General features: G+C 39.1%; 15 protein-coding genes. 12 read left to right on the top strand and 3 right to left on the bottom strand.

Annotation, left to right across the window (positions count from 1 at the left end):
* The 3 genes from HZI73_RS01060 to HZI73_RS01050 are packed head-to-tail and all read left to right on the top strand — an operon-like array spanning position 1 to position 4,644.
* Entirely contained in the window at positions 1 to 1,560 is a 1,560-nt protein-coding gene (locus tag HZI73_RS01060) for a response regulator transcription factor (RefSeq protein ID WP_212696428.1), read from the top strand.
* On the top strand, positions 1,557 to 3,107 hold the full coding sequence (locus tag HZI73_RS01055) for a hypothetical protein (protein ID WP_212696427.1): 1,551 nt from the start codon (positions 1,557 to 1,559) through the stop codon (positions 3,105 to 3,107). Before HZI73_RS01060 ends, HZI73_RS01055 begins: the two co-directional genes overlap by 4 nt.
* Positions 3,108 to 3,129: 22 nt before the next feature.
* Positions 3,130 to 4,644, top strand: a complete 1,515-nt coding sequence (locus tag HZI73_RS01050; RefSeq protein ID WP_212696426.1) for a glycosyl hydrolase — start codon at positions 3,130 to 3,132, stop codon at positions 4,642 to 4,644.
* 116 nt (positions 4,645 to 4,760) lie between these two features.
* Here HZI73_RS01050 and HZI73_RS01045 read toward each other — a convergent pair whose 3' ends face one another.
* On the bottom strand, positions 4,761 to 5,045 hold the full coding sequence (locus HZI73_RS01045) for a hypothetical protein (RefSeq protein WP_212696425.1): 285 nt from the start codon (positions 5,043 to 5,045) through the stop codon (positions 4,761 to 4,763).
* Positions 5,046 to 5,272: 227 nt separating this feature from the next.
* Here HZI73_RS01045 and sfsA point away from each other — a divergent pair, with 227 nt between their 5' ends.
* The 3 genes from sfsA (at position 5,273) to HZI73_RS01030 (ending at position 8,096) form a co-directional block, all read left to right on the top strand.
* A complete protein-coding gene (gene sfsA, locus HZI73_RS01040) occupies positions 5,273 to 5,959 on the top strand; it encodes a DNA/RNA nuclease SfsA (RefSeq protein ID WP_212696424.1) in 687 nt (228 codons plus the stop codon).
* Between the two features lie 218 nt (positions 5,960 to 6,177).
* Positions 6,178 to 7,119: a phosphotransferase enzyme family protein gene (locus tag HZI73_RS01035; RefSeq protein ID WP_212696423.1), complete on the top strand. Its 942-nt coding sequence runs from the start codon at positions 6,178 to 6,180 to the stop codon at positions 7,117 to 7,119.
* A gap of 365 nt (positions 7,120 to 7,484) precedes the next feature.
* A complete protein-coding gene (locus tag HZI73_RS01030; RefSeq protein WP_212696422.1) occupies positions 7,485 to 8,096 on the top strand; it encodes a pentapeptide repeat-containing protein in 612 nt (203 codons plus the stop codon).
* A 215-nt stretch (positions 8,097 to 8,311) separates the two neighbouring features.
* Here the strand turns inward: HZI73_RS01030 and HZI73_RS01025 are convergent, their stop codons facing one another.
* Both HZI73_RS01025 and HZI73_RS01020 read right to left on the bottom strand, forming a co-directional pair.
* The gene (locus tag HZI73_RS01025) at positions 8,312 to 10,375 is read right to left on the bottom strand and encodes a M56 family metallopeptidase (RefSeq protein WP_212696421.1); all 2,064 of its coding nucleotides are present in this window, start codon (positions 10,373 to 10,375) and stop codon (positions 8,312 to 8,314) included.
* Between the two features lie 2 nt (positions 10,376 to 10,377).
* Positions 10,378 to 10,740: a BlaI/MecI/CopY family transcriptional regulator gene (locus tag HZI73_RS01020; protein ID WP_212696420.1), complete on the bottom strand. Its 363-nt coding sequence runs from the start codon at positions 10,738 to 10,740 to the stop codon at positions 10,378 to 10,380.
* A gap of 404 nt (positions 10,741 to 11,144) precedes the next feature.
* On the opposite strand from HZI73_RS01020, the gene HZI73_RS01015 reads away from it, so the two are divergent.
* The 6 genes from HZI73_RS01015 to HZI73_RS00990 all read left to right on the top strand — a co-directional run bounded on the left by HZI73_RS01015 (position 11,145) and on the right by HZI73_RS00990 (position 21,339).
* Positions 11,145 to 13,475, top strand: a complete 2,331-nt coding sequence (locus HZI73_RS01015; RefSeq protein WP_212696419.1) for a glycoside hydrolase family 65 protein — start codon at positions 11,145 to 11,147, stop codon at positions 13,473 to 13,475.
* A 38-nt stretch (positions 13,476 to 13,513) separates the two neighbouring features.
* Entirely contained in the window at positions 13,514 to 14,542 is a 1,029-nt protein-coding gene (locus HZI73_RS01010) for a LacI family DNA-binding transcriptional regulator (protein ID WP_212696418.1), read from the top strand.
* Positions 14,543 to 14,562: 20 nt separating this feature from the next.
* Entirely contained in the window at positions 14,563 to 15,447 is an 885-nt protein-coding gene (locus HZI73_RS01005; RefSeq protein ID WP_246552312.1) for a carbohydrate ABC transporter permease, read from the top strand.
* On the top strand, positions 15,437 to 16,261 hold the full coding sequence (locus HZI73_RS01000) for a carbohydrate ABC transporter permease (protein WP_212696417.1): 825 nt from the start codon (positions 15,437 to 15,439) through the stop codon (positions 16,259 to 16,261). The genes HZI73_RS01005 and HZI73_RS01000 overlap by 11 nt, the downstream gene beginning before the upstream one ends.
* Positions 16,262 to 16,352: 91 nt before the next feature.
* Positions 16,353 to 17,675, top strand: coding sequence for an ABC transporter substrate-binding protein (locus tag HZI73_RS00995; RefSeq protein WP_212696416.1), 1,323 nt, complete (start codon positions 16,353 to 16,355; stop codon positions 17,673 to 17,675).
* Between the two features lie 397 nt (positions 17,676 to 18,072).
* Positions 18,073 to 21,339, top strand: coding sequence for a TIM-barrel domain-containing protein (locus tag HZI73_RS00990; RefSeq protein WP_212696415.1), 3,267 nt, complete (start codon positions 18,073 to 18,075; stop codon positions 21,337 to 21,339).
* The last annotated feature ends 89 nt before the right edge of the window (positions 21,340 to 21,428 follow it).

The raw sequence follows: 21,428 nt of genomic DNA, 5'->3' as shown, positions 1-21,428 counted from the left end.
ATGTTACAGCTGCTGATTGCTGATGATAATAGCGTCATAAGGAAAGGTATTATTAATCTATTAAACCAATATGACATGGTCTTTGATGCCATCTATGAATGTGCCAATGGGAAAGAAGCCTTGGCCTTATTGGATCAACATGCCATTGATTTGGTCATTACGGATATACAGATGCCGGTTATGGATGGTATTGATTTAATTCAAGAAGCCCATAAAAAGCACCCTCAAGCCAAGTTCATTGTCTTAACCATGTATGAAGATTTTAATTATGCAAAGGATAGCATGAATTACGGTGCCATTGCCTATCTGGTTAAGCCTATTGGAGGGCCTGTGTTTTACGACACCATACATGGCGTGCTATCAGCAATCAAACAAGAAAAGGCCATCCAGAAGCAACATAAAGAAGATGCCTTAAAGCTTCTCTTCTTATCCCATCAACACAATAAAAAAGTCATGCAAAAAAAGTTGAAAGCCATGGATTTCAAGTTCTACCGTAAAACATTTTATATTGGTGTATTAATAGAGGTTGGTATGGATAGGAAGGATTATACCCATGAGAAAGATTATGCAGAAGTAGAATGCTGTATCCATGACTTATGTGAAAGCAAAGAGGTGGATGTGTTTTATTTCATACTGAACCATGAGGTTGTCTTGTTTTCCAGTACCCATGAAGGTTTATTGCATATCTGTCATCGTCTGTCTACATCACCGGACTATTTTATGTCCATTAGTCAGATGTGTTCAAAATCCATAGAGATGTACACCTATTACTGCCAGGCGAGAGAGGGTTTAAAATATCGGTATCTTTTTGGAACAGAAGGGTATGTGGACAGCCATGACATTCGCCATTTAAAGAGTGATGGTCGTGTTCCTTTGAAACGTATAGGGCAATTAGAACAATTAATCGGTACCCCAAACATACATGAAATAGATGAGATTATCGGGGATATTTTATTACGAGAAACCATCATTCAGCATCGAATAGAATACTTAGAGGCAGTCATTCAAGCCGTATATGCTGTGTTACAAAAAGTGGCCATACAGCTGCCTCAATCATCGGATCAAGATACACGTCAGCTAGAAAAGCTTGAATCCTTATACAACTTCAAGGATGTGAAGCATTATATCAAGTGTTTGAGAGCATACATAAGCCGGGTGAACCAATCCCTTATTATGCTGAAACAGCTTTATAAAGATAAAGAAATAGATGCAGCCATTCATTTTATACAAGAAAATTACCATAAGGATATTACCCTTGCAGTGGTATCCAATTATGTATCCTTAAGTTACTCCTATTTTTCCCATGCTTTTAAAGACATGACAGGTATTAGCTTTTCGGAATATTTACGGGAAGTAAGAGTGAATCGATCTGTTGATTATTTGGGGGATACAGCTTTAAAAATAGGCGAGATTGCCGTGAAGGTAGGCTTTACAACACCTAAAAATTATACGAGAAGTTTTAAAGCAGTGATGGGCATATCACCGGTTCAATATCGCCAGAAACTGCTGATGACAAAACGGGTCAACCAGATAGACTCCATAGAAAGGGTAATACAATGAAATCAGGTAAGTTCCAACCCATTAACGGAAAATGTTATACAGGAGCAGGTCAGAGTATGGTAGCCATGGTTGAGATGCTGCATCACATCGATCATGGACGTAAGCCTGTTATCTTTGCACTTTATGATGCTATTTTTTCAGCTAATTATGAGGTAAATGCCGATATTCTGGAAGCCCACAATGTATTTCCAGGGGGCTATCTTCAGATTGGATTAGCACTACCCCTTCATGATGACCAAGGACTTGAAGCCTTAGGTAAGGGCCAATATGATGAAGCACTTACGACACTTGTTAGAACCTATAAAAGTATAGGTTTACCGATTTTTTTAAGGATAGGCTATGAATTTGACGGACCGTGGAATGGTTATGCTCCTAGGCTTTTTATCAAGGCTTACAGGCATATTGTGGATGTTTTTAGAAAGGAACAAGCAGACAATATCGCTTTTGTATGGAATACGTATATCTGTGATAACCAAGATATATTCCACTGGTTTCCTCATGATCCAGATAGCCAGCAACAAGATGGTGGGAACTATATAGACTGGTTTGCTTATAACACTGTTACGGCTAAGTTTGAAGCAGATTGGTTCATGGAGCAAGCCAGAGCATATGATAAGCCTGTGATGATAGGAGAAGCTTCTTACGCCATTGTAGAAGAAGACATGACTTTTGAAACTTGGGTAGATTGTTTCTTTACAAAAATAAAACAACATCACGTGCAAGGGTATCAATACATTAACTGGGATTGGCATGTCTATCCGGAAGCAACCAATTGGTTAGATTGGGCTTGTGGGCGCTACACGTTAGATAAACAAAAAGTAGCCCAATACAATGCTTATCTGGACGATTACTTTGTCTATCGAGGACAGGCTTATGCCCAACCTGTTAAGTTATTTGTCCATTGTGCTAGAGGTTTAAAAGAATCGGATGAGAAAGGCATGAGCTGGTGTAAAGACAAAGACCATTATACCATGGAATCGGGTTACAACTATCATTTGTCGGAAAGTACATTGCAATATGGTGATGGATGGAAACCTTATTGGCAAAGTCTTGAAGATCATATGGCGCTATGCATCACATTGCCAAAGAAAACAGAGGGTTATCTGCTACTGGATGTGCTGGATTATTCCCCTAACCAGATGATGATCATAACCGTTAATGATGAAACCTATAACATATCCCATAAAGGCAATGGCTATATCAAGATTCCACTGAGTAATACAGATGATAAATGGGCATCGATTGAAGTGGCTATCACGGCAATGAATAGTCAGGTGAAACTGCATCAAGTAGGGTTTATGGAAATTGCTTATGCGCTTCATGCAGTAGGACATTTACAGGGTATAACACAGGATGATAAAACAAGGATACAGTGGACACAAGTAAAGGATGCTTTTACTTACAATGTATACATTAATCATTGGTTACAGGCTATAACACAAGAATTGCATTATGATTTAGAGAAGATACCAGAGGGGTCTGTGATAGCTGTTTCACCAGTGAGCAGGACAAAAGGAGAGGGCTTATTAAGTAAAATTGTCTTATAAAAAATTATGGAGGTTATAAGAAATGAAAAAAATGCGCGTCATGATGACTTTGTTTCTAAGTATGATGATCATCATCAATGGGTGCACAACTTCTTTGACAGCTATGGCGGCTTCTCATGTTGAAAGCGGAAAAACCTTATTACTCATCGGTCAGACGTTCCAACAGGAATATGAGGATTATATCAATGGTATCGGTACGGCACCGGCTGGCTCCTCTCACTATGCAGAAATCTATACAGGTACCATTAATCAAGGAGATGATGGCAAATTTTTTGATGATTCTGCCCCATACTTGCATTGGGTCAGCCAGCATTATCCTCAAGCAACAGCCCTTATTGCCATCAGTATTAAAGATAATCCCATGTCAGGGGGTTATGGGGCTTTAACAGATGATAATCCAAGCTGCGTCTACCATGCCACAAGAGACATTGCTTATACCACAAAATGGGATGACAACATCATCAAGTTAGCCAATAAATTCAAACAGTACCCCAATATTACTTTTTTTGTCAGGATTGGGTATGAAGTAAATCTATTAATGATGGCTAATGCAAGTGGACAGAAATTCACGGATGTACTGGATAAATACAATGCTTTAGGTATTAACATATTTGATGATATAGCATTAGCTGACCCAGCGGATATTGATGTGAAAGCCTATCATGATGCCTATAATAAAATGGCTAGAATGGTCAGAGATGAACAAGGGGCATCCAATGTGAAATTTGTCTACCATCCTGTTAGAGGTTTTGGGGAAGTAAAAGCCTTATACCCTGGCGATACTTACGTGGATTATATTGGATTTTCTACCTTTAATCATGATTTATCAGTGGGTACAGATGAGCCCAATGAATTTGTTAGAACAATCGGTTATGATGGTTCAAGGCTCGATAGCAATTTGGAGCAAAGTTTAACTTGGGCTTCAGCCAAGAAACCCATTATCATAGCAGAAGCAGCCTATCAAAAAGCACCACCTGAGTGGGCAAGTGCAGTAGGATCCAGTCATAGCCATGCATTTTTAGAGTACTTGGATAGATTGTTTGAGGTGATTGAGCAATACGATATCAGAGCCTTAACTTATATTAACTCCGATTGGATTGCTCATCATTGGCCCAGTCACTGGGGGGATTCAAGAGTAGAAGCTTTTCCAGATGTAAAAGCCTATTGGATGGATAACGTGATTAACAACCCTCGCTATGTGCATGATGGGACTGTATCGCCTACGCCAAGCGGCAATCTTATAGGTCCATACACCAATGGTGAAACAAAATCTGTAGATGTGACATTGACCACATCGGGTATGTATAGTCTAGATGTAACAGGTGATACAGGTGTTGTCAGCCAACTCATTTCTGGAACATTAGGAACCAGTGATGGTGGTATGGCAGCGCTTAATGAGGGGACAGTTTCGTCTATTTATTTTCATGGCATACAACCGGGTACAATGCCTTTAACCCTCACATCAAAAAGTGATCATGTGGCATTGGCTAAGGTCACGTTATTTGACCCCAATAATCAGGAAGTTATACTGGAATAACCTGCAATGCTGTGGCTTTTCATAGGCACACTATATGTAATGAGGCTGTCTAGTCCAAGATGAATATGCTAGGATAAGCATACTGAATGGATTAAGACAGCCTCTTTTTCACATTTCTATGCATTTTTTGAATCTTCATCTTCAATGATTTCAATTTCAAAAAGGTCAAAATCAATTTCTTCAATAAAATGATCTTGTTTAAAAGTGGTTCGTCCATAAACAGGATACTCTTTATCGTTGTCTTTTAACCACATGGGATGTTGGATATCAAAAATATCACACAGCTTATCCATGCAGGTATTGGTTAACAGATCTCTAGACAGGTTTTGCTCATCCATCCTTACGACTGTATCTTTTATCATACGATTTTCTTTATATACTTTTCCCCAAAGTTTAAACATGGTTACATTCCTCTCTTTTAGTCATTGTTTTTGTTTTCTTTGTTTTTCCATGGGCTACAATGTTATTTTAATGTTATAATATGCATAATGAGAAAGACATGTTTATGATTGAATAGGTTTTTATTGTATTTTAATTTAAAACAAGTACAGACATATAAAATTAGTGTGGGTTTAAAAACCTATTTTCATCAATTAAAAATCATGCAAGCATGGGAAGGAAAACCAAAATGACTTATAACGATATGGTAGAAGGTATTTTTTTAGAACGTCCTAATCGATTCATTGCTAAAGTGCTTATAGAAGGGCAGCTTGAAACGGTACATGTAAAAAACACAGGACGTTGTAAGGAAATTCTTATAAAAGGTACCAAAATTTTTCTTCAAAAAAGCAATAACCCAAATCGGAAAACGAAATATTCCCTTATTAGTGCCTATAAAGATAAGCTGCTTATTAACATTGATTCTCAGGTGCCAAATGATGTGGTTTATGAGGCCATCATCAGCCATAAGATACCTGAACTTCAGCATTTACATGTTGTTAAACGGGAACAAAAATATAAAAATTCCCGATTTGATATGTATTTTGAAGGAGAAAACAGAAAAGGATTTGTGGAAGTAAAAGGCGTTACGTTAGAAAAAGAAGGTCTAGCCATGTTCCCAGATGCGCCTACAGAGAGGGGAACAAAGCATGTAAAAGAGTTGATAGATGCCATGAAAGAGGGCTATGAAGGCTATGTGTTTTTACTCATACAGATGGCTGGCATTAATAAATTCGTGCCCAATGTGAAAACAGACCCTAAGTTCAGCGCCGCACTAAAACAGGCGAAAGATGCAGGTATACATATATTGTGTTATAACTGTTATGTAACAGATGATGCCATAGAGATTGGCCATCGAGCAGAAGTGGTCGTATAACAAGATGTTTTATATGTTAAATGACTTTATATATGTTATAATTTAACAAGAGTGAAAGGAGTGATTGGATGAACAATCAAAAACTTAGAATAGGATATGATCGGGAGACTTAGTTCACATGAGAAAGGGATGATAACATTAATACAGATGCATTAAAAAAAACATTAACACAAGCAGTCCAAGAAAGCTATGGGTTTAAGAAGGTAACCCTTAATAAGATGCCAGCTCATAATGGATGTGTCAATACAGTTTTTCATATGCGCAGTACAACAGCAGAAGGTTATGTGAGAGTGACCACAAGGCAGGATAGAACTATGGCCGATTTGCTGGGTGAAATTAACTTTATTCGTCATTTGGATGCCAAGGGTGTATCCGTGGCCACACCGTATACTTCAAAAGACGGTCAAACTGTCTCCATGGTGGAACATATGGAGCAGGTGTTCTGTTACGTGATCTTTCGGGTAGCCATTGGTGAGCAATTAAGCCATCGAGGTTACAAGTATATGGAAGGTGTGCCTCTAAGCAAACACCACTATAATTGCGGTCGAATTCTTGGTCAAGTACATAAAGCTTCGGAGACATATGTACTAACCGATGGGCATAAGCGGCATCATATTCTAGACTACGTCAAAGTGTTAATGGAAACTTATTTGCCTTATGACATGATTATCGTTCGAGAAAAAATCAATACATGTATGAATCAGTTGGAAGCACTTAAGAAGAATCCGAAGAGTTATGGTATGATTCATGGTGACTTTGGTGATGGTAATTATAACATTGACTATAGCAACGGACAAATAACCCTTTTTGATTTTGATGATTGTGGTTACTGTTGGTATATGCATGAGATAGCATCTGCTTGGTCAGCTTCTAGAGGCTGGGTCATGTATGAGCAAGATTTGGAGCAGCGAAAAGTGTTAATGGATAACATATTCGCATCCATTGTAGAAGGGTATCGCTCTGTCAGACCACTGGAGGATACTTCCATAGAACAGCTGCCCTTATACTTAAAGTTCATTGAGATAGAGTGGTTTCTTGATGAACTAAGGTATAGGTCTTTGACAGAAGGGACCATTGATTTTGAGGACCAAGAGCTACAGGAAATAATCCACTGTATAGAGAATGATATTCTGTATTTTGGATTGTTTGAAGAGGATTAGTGGGATTGATGTCACATGTTAATATCAGCGATTCATAGAACAATAAATTATGATGCGTAACAATTGTATACGAAACCCATAAACAAAGATTGCCCTTGCGGAATACACGAGTCAGGGGCAGTCTTTTTTGATTATTTTTATACCTTTCTTCCATGGTTACAATATAGGATAAAATAATTTCTTACCTCATGAAATGAAGGTTATAGACAGGCATGCAATCTTCCGCTATACCCTATTCCTGTTTTGGGTCTTGACGCCGAACATTTGTTTGCTTACAATGTAATTGGATAGGTGTCCATCGCTATTCTTAATATTTTTTGCACATGACATGGTCATCTTTTTATTTATTATGAGGAGGGTTATAGATGATGATAAAAGATAGGGAACACTATTGGGATGAGGATTTTTCGGGGATGAGGTTATCCATGACATCCCTGACCGGCTGTGTTTTCCAAAATTGTAATTTTAAAAATGCTTACATGCATGAGTTAGCCACCAAGAGTTGTCAATTTATCAACTGTGACTTTACAGCAACAGAGCTCAATGCGTCACATCACCACTATTCGGCATTCACCAATTGCAAATTCAGATTTAGTAATCTGTTTAGCACTAAGTTTCAAGATTGTAAGATGACAGGTTCTAATTTTATTGAAACCAATATAAGCGGTATCACCATTATCGCTGGTGATTGGTCTTATGTCCATATGAATGGGTGCTATTTTAAAGGGCTTGACTTGCGACAGGTTAACTTCAAGCAAGCGAATCTATTTAAGGCCAATTTGGAAAAAGCTGATTTACGAGAAGCTGATTTTACCCAAGCCATCTTGTCAGGGGCGTCCTTAAAAGGGGCAGACTTAAGAGGTGCTAAAATTGATGGTGTGGATGTGAAAGCCCTTGATTTCAATAAAACAAAGATTGATTTAAGCCAAGCAGTGATCATTGCAGAAGCTTACGGTGCTGTTTATGAAGAGGGTTAACACCCTGTGTAAAGAATACATCGATAGGTAGATGAAACGGGAGGTCATTTTTCAAGTGAAATAGAACCTATAATCAGCAACTCTTTTTTTTGAATTGTCCATCCTATAGGTTCTGTTTTTAGTGTTGTAAACCTTCAATTCTATAACTTATCACATTTATCAAAGGAGCTGTTCATGCCTAACTTAGCGTGTGAACATAGCATACACTGTTGTGTTTATGGTACATATATCTCAGTAATGCTCACCACATACCCATCTTTTGCTATAATGGAAAAGGGTGGTGAGTAATCCGTAAACTGCTCCAGGTATGCGTTAAAATCCTGCTTACTAACAGATACATGAGGTGCTTCGTCTAATCGGTTAACAAGACGATATTGGGTCTGTTCAGTGGTGCTGCCATGCATGGGATACGTATCATGATTGTGTATGTAATAACCATTGGGCAGACTATCTGGATCAATGTTTAGTTCCTTCAGTCGATCCGTATCATCATATGTCAACCACTCAAACCGATCAAAATGGAAGCCTTCATCCTCAACACTAAATGTTGTGATGTAAGCCGTGAAATGGCTCTCTGGTGTTTTGGCAAAGTCCTCAACGGTTGCATCATATTGGACCTTAAGGTCATCAAGTGTAAGATGAAGGCCATCAATACCTATATGGGTATTTGTATAGTCGAGAGCAACCTGTAAGGGATCAAGTAGAGCGGGTTGATGCCCCTGATCACATTGTTCCTGTAAGTCACGGTAATAATCCATGATAAGCCCATCCGTTATAGGGGATGCGTAGTATAAGTTACCATTGGTATCTTTCCAACGTTCCACACACCAAATGCCTTGTTCGCCTTGAATCACTGGTTGAGATAAAAAAAGCTGACTCATATCCCCCAGTGACAATGGGAACTTAACAAGTACATGATTGCCCTTATAGGTTACACGGGGCAATAAGCCTGTTTCTTCAAGATATTTACGCAATACGGTTTCTTGACCAGCAAGTGTTGTCAAATTATCCTCCATACTCCACATACTGCCTATATACTTAGGTCGATCATTCTCATATGAAAAGATAAGCATGCGTTCACCACCACTTTCATCAATGATCCAACCATCATCCATATACATACCCCCTGCGAACATAACCTTGCTTGCATCATCCGGTTTCAGACGATATTCAAAACGCCATAGCTCTAAAGGTGATGCATACATAGCATCAAAAGCAGCTAACTTCTCAAGTGTTGTAATAGCACTGTCTATAATCTGATAGTTATGGCCATGGTTTTTTTCATGGGATGCGATGTCTTGTTCAATGAAGGCAAGAGCGTAATCTTCTACGGTCATATGATGTTGCTGGGGATTACTCATAAGTCCTATATAAACAGCTGCTACGGCAATAACAGCTACAATAACTACCCAGAATCCAGGTTTTTTATAGTTTAATATGTGCATAATGCGTCCTTTTGTATTGTTCTCTCCAAAGGCGAGAGGGCAGCCACGGATGACCCGTTTTCCAGTGGACAGGGATAAGAGAGATGTTGTATAGTCTTTTTTAATAGCACTGCCCAACTGTTTAATCACACGTTCATCACAAGATAATTCCATGTCTTCGCTCATGAGAAAGAAAGCCAACCAAACAAGAGGGTTAAACCAGTGAATGCACAGGACCAAGTATGCAATAGGCTTGATGATATGGTCAAATCTTTTTATATGGGTTTGTTCGTGCTTGATGATATACACCCTTTCCTTTTCCGATATACATGTTGGAAGGTATATCTTAGGTTTAAGGATGCCAAACACAAAGGGTGTTTGGATGCCGCTCTTCTCATAAATATTGTCCGCCACATGTTTCGAAGACTTTAAGTTAATATAAAGTCCTATAGCCGTTAAAATACTGTAGGCTAATAAAATGGCTATACCAAGCAGCCATAGGACTGCTCCAAAAGAAACCCATGTCCGTGTGGCGCTTTCATTGACAGGTTGAACAGTATTGACAGGTAATCTGTTATCCGTTACCACAGGGGTTATAGGGATTAAGCGATCACTGCTATCTTGCGTGTGAGGATGCATGATGTTTTGCATGGGTACTTGGGTATCAGCAGGCACAAAACTAAACATACTTTCAAAAGAAAGTGGGCATATCAGTCGAAAGAGTACAACCAACCAAAGGGCATAGGAAAAAATCTTAGGAGCTCTTTTGAGTAGAAAACGAACCAAGATAATGCATATAATAACATAACTTGCCGTTACACTCATCTTCAGAATCTGCAAAAATAACGTCTCCAAAGCTACCCCTCCTTATGCTCGTCAATGAGCCTTTGTAATGCATCTATTTCTTGATGACTTAATTTTTTGCTTCTTGTGAAAGAGGCCAAAAACTTTGGTAGTGAGCCCTCAAAGGTATCTTCCACAAAGAGCTTGCTGCGTTCTGCGTAAAAAGCATCTTTTTTTATGCATGCAGATACCATACCTTCCTTGTTTTTAAAGATTTCCTTATGTTCAAGGCGTTTGAGCATGGTGTAAGTGGTTGATTTTTTCCAGCTTAGCTCCATAGCGCAGATTTTTACAAGTTCTCTTGAAGGCAAAGGCTCATTAGCCCAGATGATATCTGCAAACTTTGATTCTGTATCCGTAAGTCTATATTCTCGCAATGGCTTCAACTCCTTCCGGTCTACAAGTCTTAGACCAACTCATTTTATAGTTTACAACTTGTAGACTGTATTGTCAAGAACATATTTTAAAATCATGTGTTTAGACGTTAATGATGCTTAAAGTAAATCATTCTTTGGTGTTATTTAAACAATAATGTTAAACGGACTTGTTAAACGATTAAATAAAATGCAAGTTATATCAGATAACCTCTTGCAAATTATATGGATATAATATATAATAATAACATAAATATTGATGTATTATTATGTATATTGTCTTAAAACACTCATTTTAAATATAAACCGTACATAAATATAACTCTATTTTTTTAGTTAATAATTTAAACGTTTAACAAAAATAATCATGACAAAATCCCTTTAACAAGTTAAAATTGGAGTGGTAGATGATGATAAAGGAACAGAGTAATCCATGGTGCATTGTTCAAGATGTTATGGATGCAGCTAGAGAAGGATTTTATGAAAGTTTGTTTTCACTGGGTAATGGCTATATGGGGGTGAGAGGATTTCATGAGGATGATTGTCATAAGCTGCCTCATGAACGTAGTCAATTCATAGCAGGTATTTTTGATGCGATTGATTCAGGTGTGACAGATATGGTGAATACACCACATTACTTGCATACAACGTTTACAGTAGATGGCGAACCTTTTGATCCACATGAAGGCAAAATATTGGACTATAAAAGTGTACTGAATATGAAAGAAGGTACACTCACACGGACCATTCTGTGGGAAAACAATCAAGGGCAGATAACGAAGATTGAGAAGGAAAGGTTTATGAGTTTACACCAATTACATTTAGCCTGCCTTAGATATACCTTAACACCTATGAATTATAGCGGGGAACTGATGATTGAAACGGGAATAGACGGTCATGTCCGTAACAACCCTATCCATGATGATCAGATGAAAGCGAACAATAAAACCGTGAAGCTATTAGAGGAAGTGGATGTAACGGGTGGTGTAAGAAACGGCTACATGGAGATGGTCACGAAGACCAGACAAGATGCCATTGCTGAGAGTTATGTCGTGAAACCGTTAATACCTGAAGAGGATATAGTCGAAAATACCAAGATTCAAAGAGATGCTTATGTATGCAGCCGTTTTATGATTAGAGCTTGCCAAGATAGACCCTATACCTTTGAGAAATACATCAGTATTTTTACGTCAAGGGATCAGGTAGAAGGACTTAAGGATACCACATTAAGGTTAAGTGAAGAAGCGAGTCATATAGGGTATAGCGCTTTACACCATGACCATGCACAAGCATGGGCTAAGAAATGGCAGATAGCAGATATTGAAATAAGTGGTAATCATCGTATTCAGCAAGCTATCCGGTACAATATATTTCAATTAATTCAGACCAATGCAGAGCATGATCATCGTGTCAGTATTGGGGCCAGAGGCATCATGCATGGCCGTTACAAAGGATGCTACTTCTGGGATACAGAGATATTTATGTTGCCATTTTTTCTCTATACCAATCCAGAAGCCGCTAAGAATCTTTTGCTATACCGTTATTACACCCTTGAAGGCGCTAGGGATAATGCAAAAGCCTTGAACCTTAAGGGGGTAAAATACCCTTGGATGTCCTCAGCAGATGGCAGGGAACAGTGTGAATCATGGGATACGGGTTCCTGTGAGATACACATTAACGGGGATATTCCTTATGCCATTCATCATTATTATCAAGTGACAGGGGATGTGGATTTTATACTGGATTATGGGGCAGAGATATATATTGAAACAGCCAGGTATTGGAGCAGCCGTTTTTCTTATGATAAGGGTCAAGATATCTACAACATGCTTTTTGTAAAGGGACCGAACGAGTATGGCGGTGTCACCCTGAACAATACTTATACCACGTTTATGGCACGGCATAATCTAGAATTGGCCATAGAAGGGATTGCTTTATTAAAAGAGCATCAAAGATGGCATGACCTTGCTGAAAAATTAGATTTTGATCATAAGGAGTTAGACCGTTGGCAGGATATACGGGATAAAGCGGTGATCCATTATGATGAGGGAAGGCAATTATACATTGAAGATCAGCACTTTTTTGATTTAGAACCCGTGTCCTTAGATGATTTCAAAGATGGCGAGACGCCCCTTTATCAAAAAATCTGTTTTGATCGTCTGCAACGCTATCGGGTACTAAAACAGGCAGATGTGATTCAGTTGATGACCTTATTGCCTAAGGCATTTACACAGGCAGAAAAAATGGCTGCATGGCACACGTATGAGCCCATCACTTTACACGATTCAACCCTTAGCTATGGCACCCATGCATTATTTGCAGCCACATTAGGTTTAGATGAGGCGGCATGGGATTATTTTGAAAAAAGTGTTGTATTAGATATGGAGGATGTGATGCATAATACAGATACAGAAGGTATTCATTTTGCTTCACTTGGTATCAGCTGGCAAGCCATCATCTTTGGTTTTGCAGGGGTGGTAGTAGAAGAGGACGGTTTATCCATGTATCCTAGAATGCCTCAGCAATGGGATAAGATACAATTCAAAATCATCTATCGAAAAAATCTCATGGATGTAACCATCATGGGAAATGCAGCAGAAGTTACCTTATGTGAAGAAAGCCAAACAGAACACATAGACATGAAGATATGGCATCAAGTATTATCTTTAGAAAAGGGAAAAAGTAAGCAAGTAAATAAAACAGCCGCCCAGATCAATAACCAGCAACAGCTTGGGTAAGAGACTTAGGGTGAGGCAAACATAAAGGGATGAGACATGTGAATAAAAGAGTAACCATAAAAGATGTAGCTAAGGAAGCAGGCGTATCCATCGCCACCATATCCTATGTATTGAATAAGAAAGGACGGGTGCGTGAAGAGACGGAAGAAAAGGTTATGGCTGCTGTGAAAAAACTGAATTACATTCCGGATATATCGGCTAGAAGCTTAGTCAGCAAGAGCTCTAAGCTGTTAGGTGTGGTGATTCCCCAGACAGAAGTGGATCGTCAATTAATGCTGAACAATCCATTTTATAGTGAGTTTCTTAGTGGTGTGGAGTACTATGCAAGGAAACATAATTTCCAAATCATTGTTTCAGGAACAGATATTGATAAAAAGTATTTGGATATGGCCTTAGAACGTAATATGGATGGCATCATTGTCATGGGGATGTACCCGGATGCTTTTTATGAGGAGTTAAAGAAGAGTAATATACCCATTGTATTAGTGGATAGCTATTGCAATGATCACTATTTCCACAGCGTTCAGATTAATGACCGATACGGTGCTTATCTAGGGACCAAACACCTTATTGAAAATGGTCATGAGCACATTGGTATTTTGACAGGTAAGATAAAAGCTGGTGGTGTTGTAGAAGAACGTTACCTTGGGTATCAAGATGCTTTGAAAGAGTACGGTCTTAAAACGACGAAAGACCTTGTTTTTGAAGGGGTTGTTGATTTTAACTACGGCATTGAATCGGCGAAAGAAATCATCAAAAACAAAAAAATTACCGCTTTATTTGCCAGTGCAGATATTCTAGCTCTTGGGGTGATAAAAGGGTTAAAAGGGCTAGGCAGTAAGGTACCGGATGATATATCCGTTATGGGCTTTGATGATATTTATATTTCGGAAATTTTTGACCCTGGGCTGACCACTGTCAAACAGGACATTTATAAAAAAGGACAGAAAGCAGTTGAGATTATCGTCAAGAGCATTACGCAGGATAACAATGCTAAACAAGAAATCGTATTACCAGTAGACATTATGGAAAGAGAGACAGTAAAACGACTATCAGCTAAAAGTTAACCATTAGGAAGGTGGACCACATGCAGAAAACGGTGAAACGAAAAAGAAGATTAGCGGCCATGTTATTTTTACTGCCTGGATTTCTAGGCATGCTGGTATTTTTGTTTATACCTATAGGTGCGTCATTTGTATTGAGTTTTACAGAGTGGGATTTGCTTGGTGATCCAAAGTTTATTGGGGCATATAATTATATTGATTTGTTAAGTAATGAAGATTTTAGAAGTGCCTTGCAACATACACTGACTTTTATCGTAGGCTATCTACCTTCAGTTATCTTCTTATCCTTATTAATTGCTATTCTCCTTAACAGTAAAGTGAGAGGCATTGTTGCTTTTCGCGCCATATACTTTATTCCAGTGGTATCGTCGTGGGTGGCTGTATCCATGATCTGGAAGTGGTTGCTTAATCCACAATATGGTGTCATCAATTATCTCTTGTCTCTCATTGGTGTGCAAGGCCCCATGTGGCTATACGACCCTAATTGGGCCATGTTTGCCATTATTATAACCAGTGTATGGAAAGACCTGGGCTTCGTTATGGTCATCTTCCTTGCAGGACTTCAAGGTATACCCAAGTTTTATTATGAGGCAGCCAACATTGATGGCGCCGGGGTTATAGCCAAGTTCCGTCATATCACTGTGCCCCTGCTTCGTCCTACAACATTTTTTGTACTCATTATCTCCCTCATTAACTCCTTTCAAGTATTCGATCAAGTATGGATTATGACGGAGGGTGGACCAGCAGGAGCTACCAGTGTTATTGTGGAACAGATTTACAAAAATGCTTTTTCTTATTATAAGATGGGTGTTGCATCGGCCATGTCTTGGGTATTATTTATCATTATCCTCACCATCACAGTGATTCAGAATAGACTTCAGAAGAGGTGGATTGACTATGAAATCTAGTAATGTATTAAGAGCATTAACCTATACCGTTTTGATTCTTGGGGCTGCATCCATGATTATTCCTTTTCTATGGATGTTATCCACTGCTTTAAAGACAGACGCAGCTACTTTTGTACTTCCACCTGAAATCATTCCGAAAAACATCACGTTGCATAATTTTATCAAGGTATCCCAACTGATGCCCATTTTCCGATTTTTTATGAACAGTTTAGGGGTAGCACTGACCATTACAGTAGGTCAGCTTATTATCTGTTCCATGGGAGGATTTGCTTTTGCAAGAATTGATTTCAAAGGGCGTAATCTTATCTTTTTGCTTTATCTGGGTACGTTAATGGTGCCTTCTCAAGTAACTTTAACACCGCTTTTTATACTCATGAAATACTTGGGATGGATTAACACATACAAAGCTCTTATCATACCATCGATGTTTAAGATTGCCTTTGGTACATTTTTAATGAAACAGTTTTTTATGAATGTTCCAAAAAGCATTGAGGAAGCCGCTTTCTTAGATGGCGTAGGGTATTTTAGGTTATTTAAGAGTATTTTTGTGCCTTTGGCAAAACCTGCTCTTGCGACGTTATCGATTTTTAGTTTTATGGAGTCATGGAATAATTTCTTATGGCCGTTAATTGTTACCAATGACACGTTACATATGACCTTGCCGCTTGGGTTATCGGTATTGCAAGGGAGGTGGGAAACAAACTGGAACTTACTCATGGCTGGTACAGTCATTAATGTTTTGCCAATTTTAATTGTGTATATATTTGCACAGAAATATTTTATTGAAGGATTGACACACACAGGCATCAAATAAGAGATTATCATCATTCGATGGCTTAAACCAAAGAGTTTGATGACATTCTCGTTTACTCAAAAACCAAACAATCATACATGGGGGTAATAAAATGTTTAAAAAATGGATAGCATTACTAGTCGTTATGTGTCTGATGACAACCATCATTGGATGTGCCAAAACAGATGGGGATAACAAAGAAGAGGGTTCTAGCAATGTGGTAACCGACGGCGATAAAAACAAAGGTTCAGATAGTGATGACGAAAAGAAACCAGAAGAACCTGTCACCATTGAGTACATGACATTCTCAGCATCACCCGATCATATTGAAGATCTTGAAGAGATGATTGCTGCTTTTGAGACAGCTCATCCTACTATTAAAGTAGAATACGATGCAGTAGGCTGGAATGATTACTTTACCAAGTTACAGACAGCCATGGCAGGTGACAATGCACCGGATACCTTTGAGCTGAATTACGAAACCTTTGTCACATATGCTTCAAAAGGTGTACTGAAAGACTTAAGTCCATATCTCAAAGATGTTGATACATCTGTTTATGACCAGACAGCCCTTGATGCGTTTAAGTATGAGGGGACACAATATGGTCTAGTGGAGAGCTTCTCCAATGTGGTCTTCTTCTACAATAAAGATTTGTTTGACCAAGCAGGAGTTGCCTATCCTACAAAAGATTGGACATGGGAAGACGAGTTAGAAGCGGCTAAGACATTAACCAATGAAAAAGAAGGTATTTGGGGCACCTATTCACCTATTCAATTCTGGGAGTTCTACAAAACCATTGAGCAAAATGGTGGTAAGGTCTTTGATGATAATGGGAATGTGGTGATTAACAGCCCTGAGAATGTGGAAACATTGCAATGGATGATTGATAAAATAGATCAACATAAGGTGACACCCAGTGACGCTCAAATGAGTGGTCAAAAATCAGAAGACCTTTTTATGGCAGGAAAAATAGCCATGATGCGAACAGGTATCTGGATGTTTGGTATGTTTGCTGATGCGCCATTTGCCTGGGATATTACACTTGAACCTGGTAACACACAAAAAGCCCATCATTTCTTCTCTAACGGTGTTGCTGTATCCAATAAATCAAAGCATGCCGATGCAGCTTTCAAATGGATTTCATTCTTAACATCTAGCAAAGAAGCAACAGAAATCCGCGTGAATGCCAGTTGGGAGTTGCCAGCTGTATCGGACAAAGCTGTGCTGTATACGTATTTAGAGAAAGAGCCGCCAGCAAGCAGAGAAATTGTATTTGAGGCACTTGAAACACTTGTTGTACCACCTGTTATCGAACAGTGGAATGAATTAACAGATGCTGTAGGTAAAGAACTTGAGGCAGCAAAATATGGTACCAAGTCCCCACAAGAAGCCTTAGATGCAGCAAAAGCTGCCATTGAAAAAATCATCAAATAGATGGTAACGCAATAATAATGTACCAGTGTTTATTTAGGGGCTGATGACTCAGCCCCGCCTATTCCTTTGGAATAATTGGATGATATCAAGCATAAACCTAAATAAGCCTATGACAAGATGTAAATATAGCAATTATGTTAGTCAATCATAGCATAAAATGTCGCAATATTAAAAATATGATAAAGACCATTTAGTAGCGTGAAAAATCTTGGAAGTCTCTTGATGATGATGTATTAATCAGCTTATGAACAGGGGAATTTCCATTAATCTATACATTGTTTTGGACTGGATAAGTGATGAGGGATAACTTATTCGGGAAGAAAATAAAGCTCAAGGGAGGGATGTTTAGTAATCATGTTTTGTCGTCACTCAACCATGCTGATAAGGAGGAATTAAGATGAAGAGAAGAACAAGTTTTTGTATCATTTTGGTCATATGTCTAATGATGTCATCTACCGTTGCCTTTGCCATTGACGGCATCTGGCATAATCCATTAGGGTATGAAGGCATTTATCCTGGTAGTTCAGAGGTACAGTTTGAGCCTTCAGAACGCTATCCAAGAGACCCCCAGGCAGGCGAAAATGTGTACATTAAGATGAATACCTGGCCCATAGAAAGTGGCCAAGCCACTTGGGTTACTTGGACGAAGAATGGTGTAAGCCAACCTGTTGTTAACAGTGATTGGAAATATAATGACAGTGGAAATACCTATTGGGAGGCTAATTTAGGCAGCTTTCAAAAAGGTGACCGCATTACATATACCGTTCACGGAAACAAAGACTCACAAAATGAGAAAACCATGGGACCCTATTCATTTACTGTAACCGAGTGGGATTGGGTAACCCATGTGACCAGTTATAATGATTATGGTAATCGTTTAGAACTGGTTTGTGCATCCAATAGTGGTGATGCTGTACCAAAGGTGAATATTTATTTCCCAGAGACAGATTATTTTGGTCTCCAATTTGCCCCATTAGGAACAGGAACCATGAAAACGGGAGCAAGCCAATATACCATGGATGATCAAGGTTCTTATATATGGGTGAACACAAGTCATATGAAGCTAAAAATTAATAAGAACCCCTATCGATTAGAGGTATACAAAGCCGATGGAACACTGATTACCAAGGAATATGATCCAAATTTAGGCCGCTCACTTGCTTTTTTGTCCGATGGGCAAACGGTTGTACAACAAGTGGAAGAGAATTTCTACACCCCTGCTAATGAAAAATTCTTTGGCTTTGGTCAACGTTTTAGAGAACTGAATAAAAGAGGCATGAATGTGGATATCCATACGGTTAACTGGTATAAAGACCAGCAAGATAAAGCCTATTTACCTGTGCCTTTCTATGTGAATACCAATAAGTATGGTTTCTATCTTGATTCCACCTACTACGCTCAGTTCCGTATCGGCACAGATGTCAGCGATAAAGTAACCATTAGAGCCAATGCAGGTCACACGGTGAATCAAAATCTAGAATTCTATATCTTTGCAGGTGATTACAAAGATATCTATGGCGATTATGCTAAAGTCGTTGGAAAGCCAGCGTTACCACCCATTTGGGCATTTGGTGTATGGATGTCAGCTAATGAATGGGATACACAAGCCGAAGTGCAAGAACAGTTGAATCTGACCAAACAGCATAATGTGCCTACATCGGTTATTGTACTGGAACAATGGAGTGATGAGCAGACCTTCTATATTTTCAATGATGCTACCTATACAACCAATAATGGGGGGCAGCCATTCTCAGCAAGTGACTTTAACTTTACAGGTAAATGGCCTAATCCCAAACAAATGGTGGATAATGCCCATCAAGATGATGTAAGACTCTTACTGTGGCAAATTCCTGTCCTTAAGAAAGATGAAAACGTACCTATATTTGAACAAAGAGATAACGATGAAGCCTATGCCCTTGCTAACAATTACGTGTTAACAAATGGTGATGGTAGTCCATATCGCCATAAAGGTGGTTGGTTCAAGGAGAGTTTAACCCCAGACTTTACCAATCAGGCGGCGACCAATTGGTGGTTAGGTAAACGTGATTATCTCATTGACGACTTGGGATTTGACGGTTTCAAATGTGATGGCGGCGAGTTTGTATGGGGTAGAAACACAACCTTCTCTGATGGGTCAAAAGCGGATGAAATGCGTAATGTATACCCAGACCTCTATGTACAAACCTATTATGACTATTTGAAGAATAAGCGTAGTGATACCATAACCTTCAGCCGTTCAGGCGGTGCTAAGGCTGGGCTACATCCTATCACATGGGGTGGCGACCAAGAATCCATATGGGATACTTATGTCGCGTGTGTACGCTCTAGTATCAGTGCTTCATTAAGTGGTGTACCTTTTGTGGCATGGGATCTAGCAGGTTTCAGTGGTGATATTCCATCAACAGAATTGTATAAGCGAAGCATTACTCAGGGTGCATTTTCGCCTATTATGCAGATACATTCTGAGAAGGCTAATCCATCACCATCCCAAGCAAGAACACCTTGGAACATGGTGGATCGAACAGGGGACCAGGATTGCCTTAACATTTACCGCAAGTTTGCCAATGTAAGGATGTCATTAATACCGTATTTATTCAATGAAGCAAAATATACATCAGAAACGGCAACACCCATGATGCGTCATATGATCCTTGATTTCCCCAATGATAGTGAAGCCGCTAGTCAAGAGTACCAATACATGCTAGGCGGCAATCTACTTGTAGCACCTGTCATGGAAGAGGGAAGCGATAATCGCAGCATCTATCTTCCGGAAGGAGAATGGGTAGACTTCTGGTGGGGTGCTCAGCAACCAGGTCAGCAAAGCATTGATTATCATGCTGGACTTGACAGTATCCCTGTATTCGTCAAAGCTGGAAGTATCCTGCCCATGAATCTGAATGCAGACTATGATCTAGGAGGTACCATAGGAAATGATTTAGATAACTACAACCATCTGACCTTTAGAATCTTCCCAGAAGGTACATCCAGTTATGACTGGTTTGATTATGTGAGTCAAACCACAAGACAAATCACAGTCGTGGAAAATGATAGTACAGATACGGTAACGGTTCAAGTGCCAGATATGCCTCGAACCAGTACCCTTCAAGTGTTTGCATCTAAACCACAGGGTGTAACCGTTGATGGCGGCAACCTTACAACATATACGAACATGACTGATTTTAAAAATGCAAGTTCAGGTTGGTATTATGATACAGCTGGATTAATGACGTATGTCAAATTAGCATCAAGTACCCAATCAAGAAATGTTGTCTTAAATGGTGTGAACAAAGCGTCCTATGAGGCTGAGTATGCCACCCATACCAGTGTAACCACCAATAATAACCATGACAATTACTATGGTACAGGTTTTGTTGATGGATTTGCAGAAAGCGGAGACGCCATCACATTTGATGTATGGGCAGAAAGTGGAGGCACCAAGACAGTTGATATCCGTTATTGTGCTGGAGCTTCTAATGGACAGCGTTCCATCTATGTCAATGGAACACATATGACAGACGTAGCATTAGCTAAGACAAGCGACTGGGACACTTGGAACACAGTCACTGTACAATTATTACTTAATCAAGGTAAAAATACCATCAAACTTAGCTATGATCAAGGGGATTATACAGGCATTAATGTGGATCATATCGTTATGCACTAGGTCATATCGGCATGTCCCATAAGCAAGTGATTCCCATAAGAAAAAGTGAGAAACAATAAGTACAATATCAAATGACAACGAGGGGCAGT

Source organism: Vallitalea pronyensis (assembly GCF_018141445.1).
In the GTDB taxonomy this organism is placed as follows: domain Bacteria; phylum Bacillota; class Clostridia; order Lachnospirales; family Vallitaleaceae; genus Vallitalea; species Vallitalea pronyensis.
Note: the sequence above shows the minus strand (reverse complement) of the source record. Positions and strands in the feature narration are given on the sequence as shown.

Excerpts from the sequence above, each read along its gene's own strand:
- HZI73_RS01060 (WP_212696428.1), top strand. The coding sequence starts at position 1 with ATGTTACAGCTGCTGATTGCTGATGATAATAGCGTCATAAGGAAAGGT.
- HZI73_RS01055 (WP_212696427.1), top strand. The coding sequence starts at position 1,557 with ATGAAATCAGGTAAGTTCCAACCCATTAACGGAAAATGTTATACAGGA.
- HZI73_RS01050 (WP_212696426.1), top strand. The coding sequence starts at position 3,130 with ATGAAAAAAATGCGCGTCATGATGACTTTGTTTCTAAGTATGATGATC.
- HZI73_RS01045 (WP_212696425.1), bottom strand. The coding sequence starts at position 5,045 with ATGTTTAAACTTTGGGGAAAAGTATATAAAGAAAATCGTATGATAAAA.
- sfsA (WP_212696424.1), top strand. The coding sequence starts at position 5,273 with ATGACTTATAACGATATGGTAGAAGGTATTTTTTTAGAACGTCCTAAT.
- HZI73_RS01035 (WP_212696423.1), top strand. The coding sequence starts at position 6,178 with ATGCCAGCTCATAATGGATGTGTCAATACAGTTTTTCATATGCGCAGT.
- HZI73_RS01030 (WP_212696422.1), top strand. The coding sequence starts at position 7,485 with ATGATGATAAAAGATAGGGAACACTATTGGGATGAGGATTTTTCGGGG.
- HZI73_RS01015 (WP_212696419.1), top strand. The coding sequence starts at position 11,145 with ATGATGATAAAGGAACAGAGTAATCCATGGTGCATTGTTCAAGATGTT.
- HZI73_RS01005 (WP_246552312.1), top strand. The coding sequence starts at position 14,563 with ATGCAGAAAACGGTGAAACGAAAAAGAAGATTAGCGGCCATGTTATTT.
- HZI73_RS01000 (WP_212696417.1), top strand. The coding sequence starts at position 15,437 with ATGAAATCTAGTAATGTATTAAGAGCATTAACCTATACCGTTTTGATT.
- HZI73_RS00995 (WP_212696416.1), top strand. The coding sequence starts at position 16,353 with ATGTTTAAAAAATGGATAGCATTACTAGTCGTTATGTGTCTGATGACA.
- HZI73_RS00990 (WP_212696415.1), top strand. The coding sequence starts at position 18,073 with ATGAAGAGAAGAACAAGTTTTTGTATCATTTTGGTCATATGTCTAATG.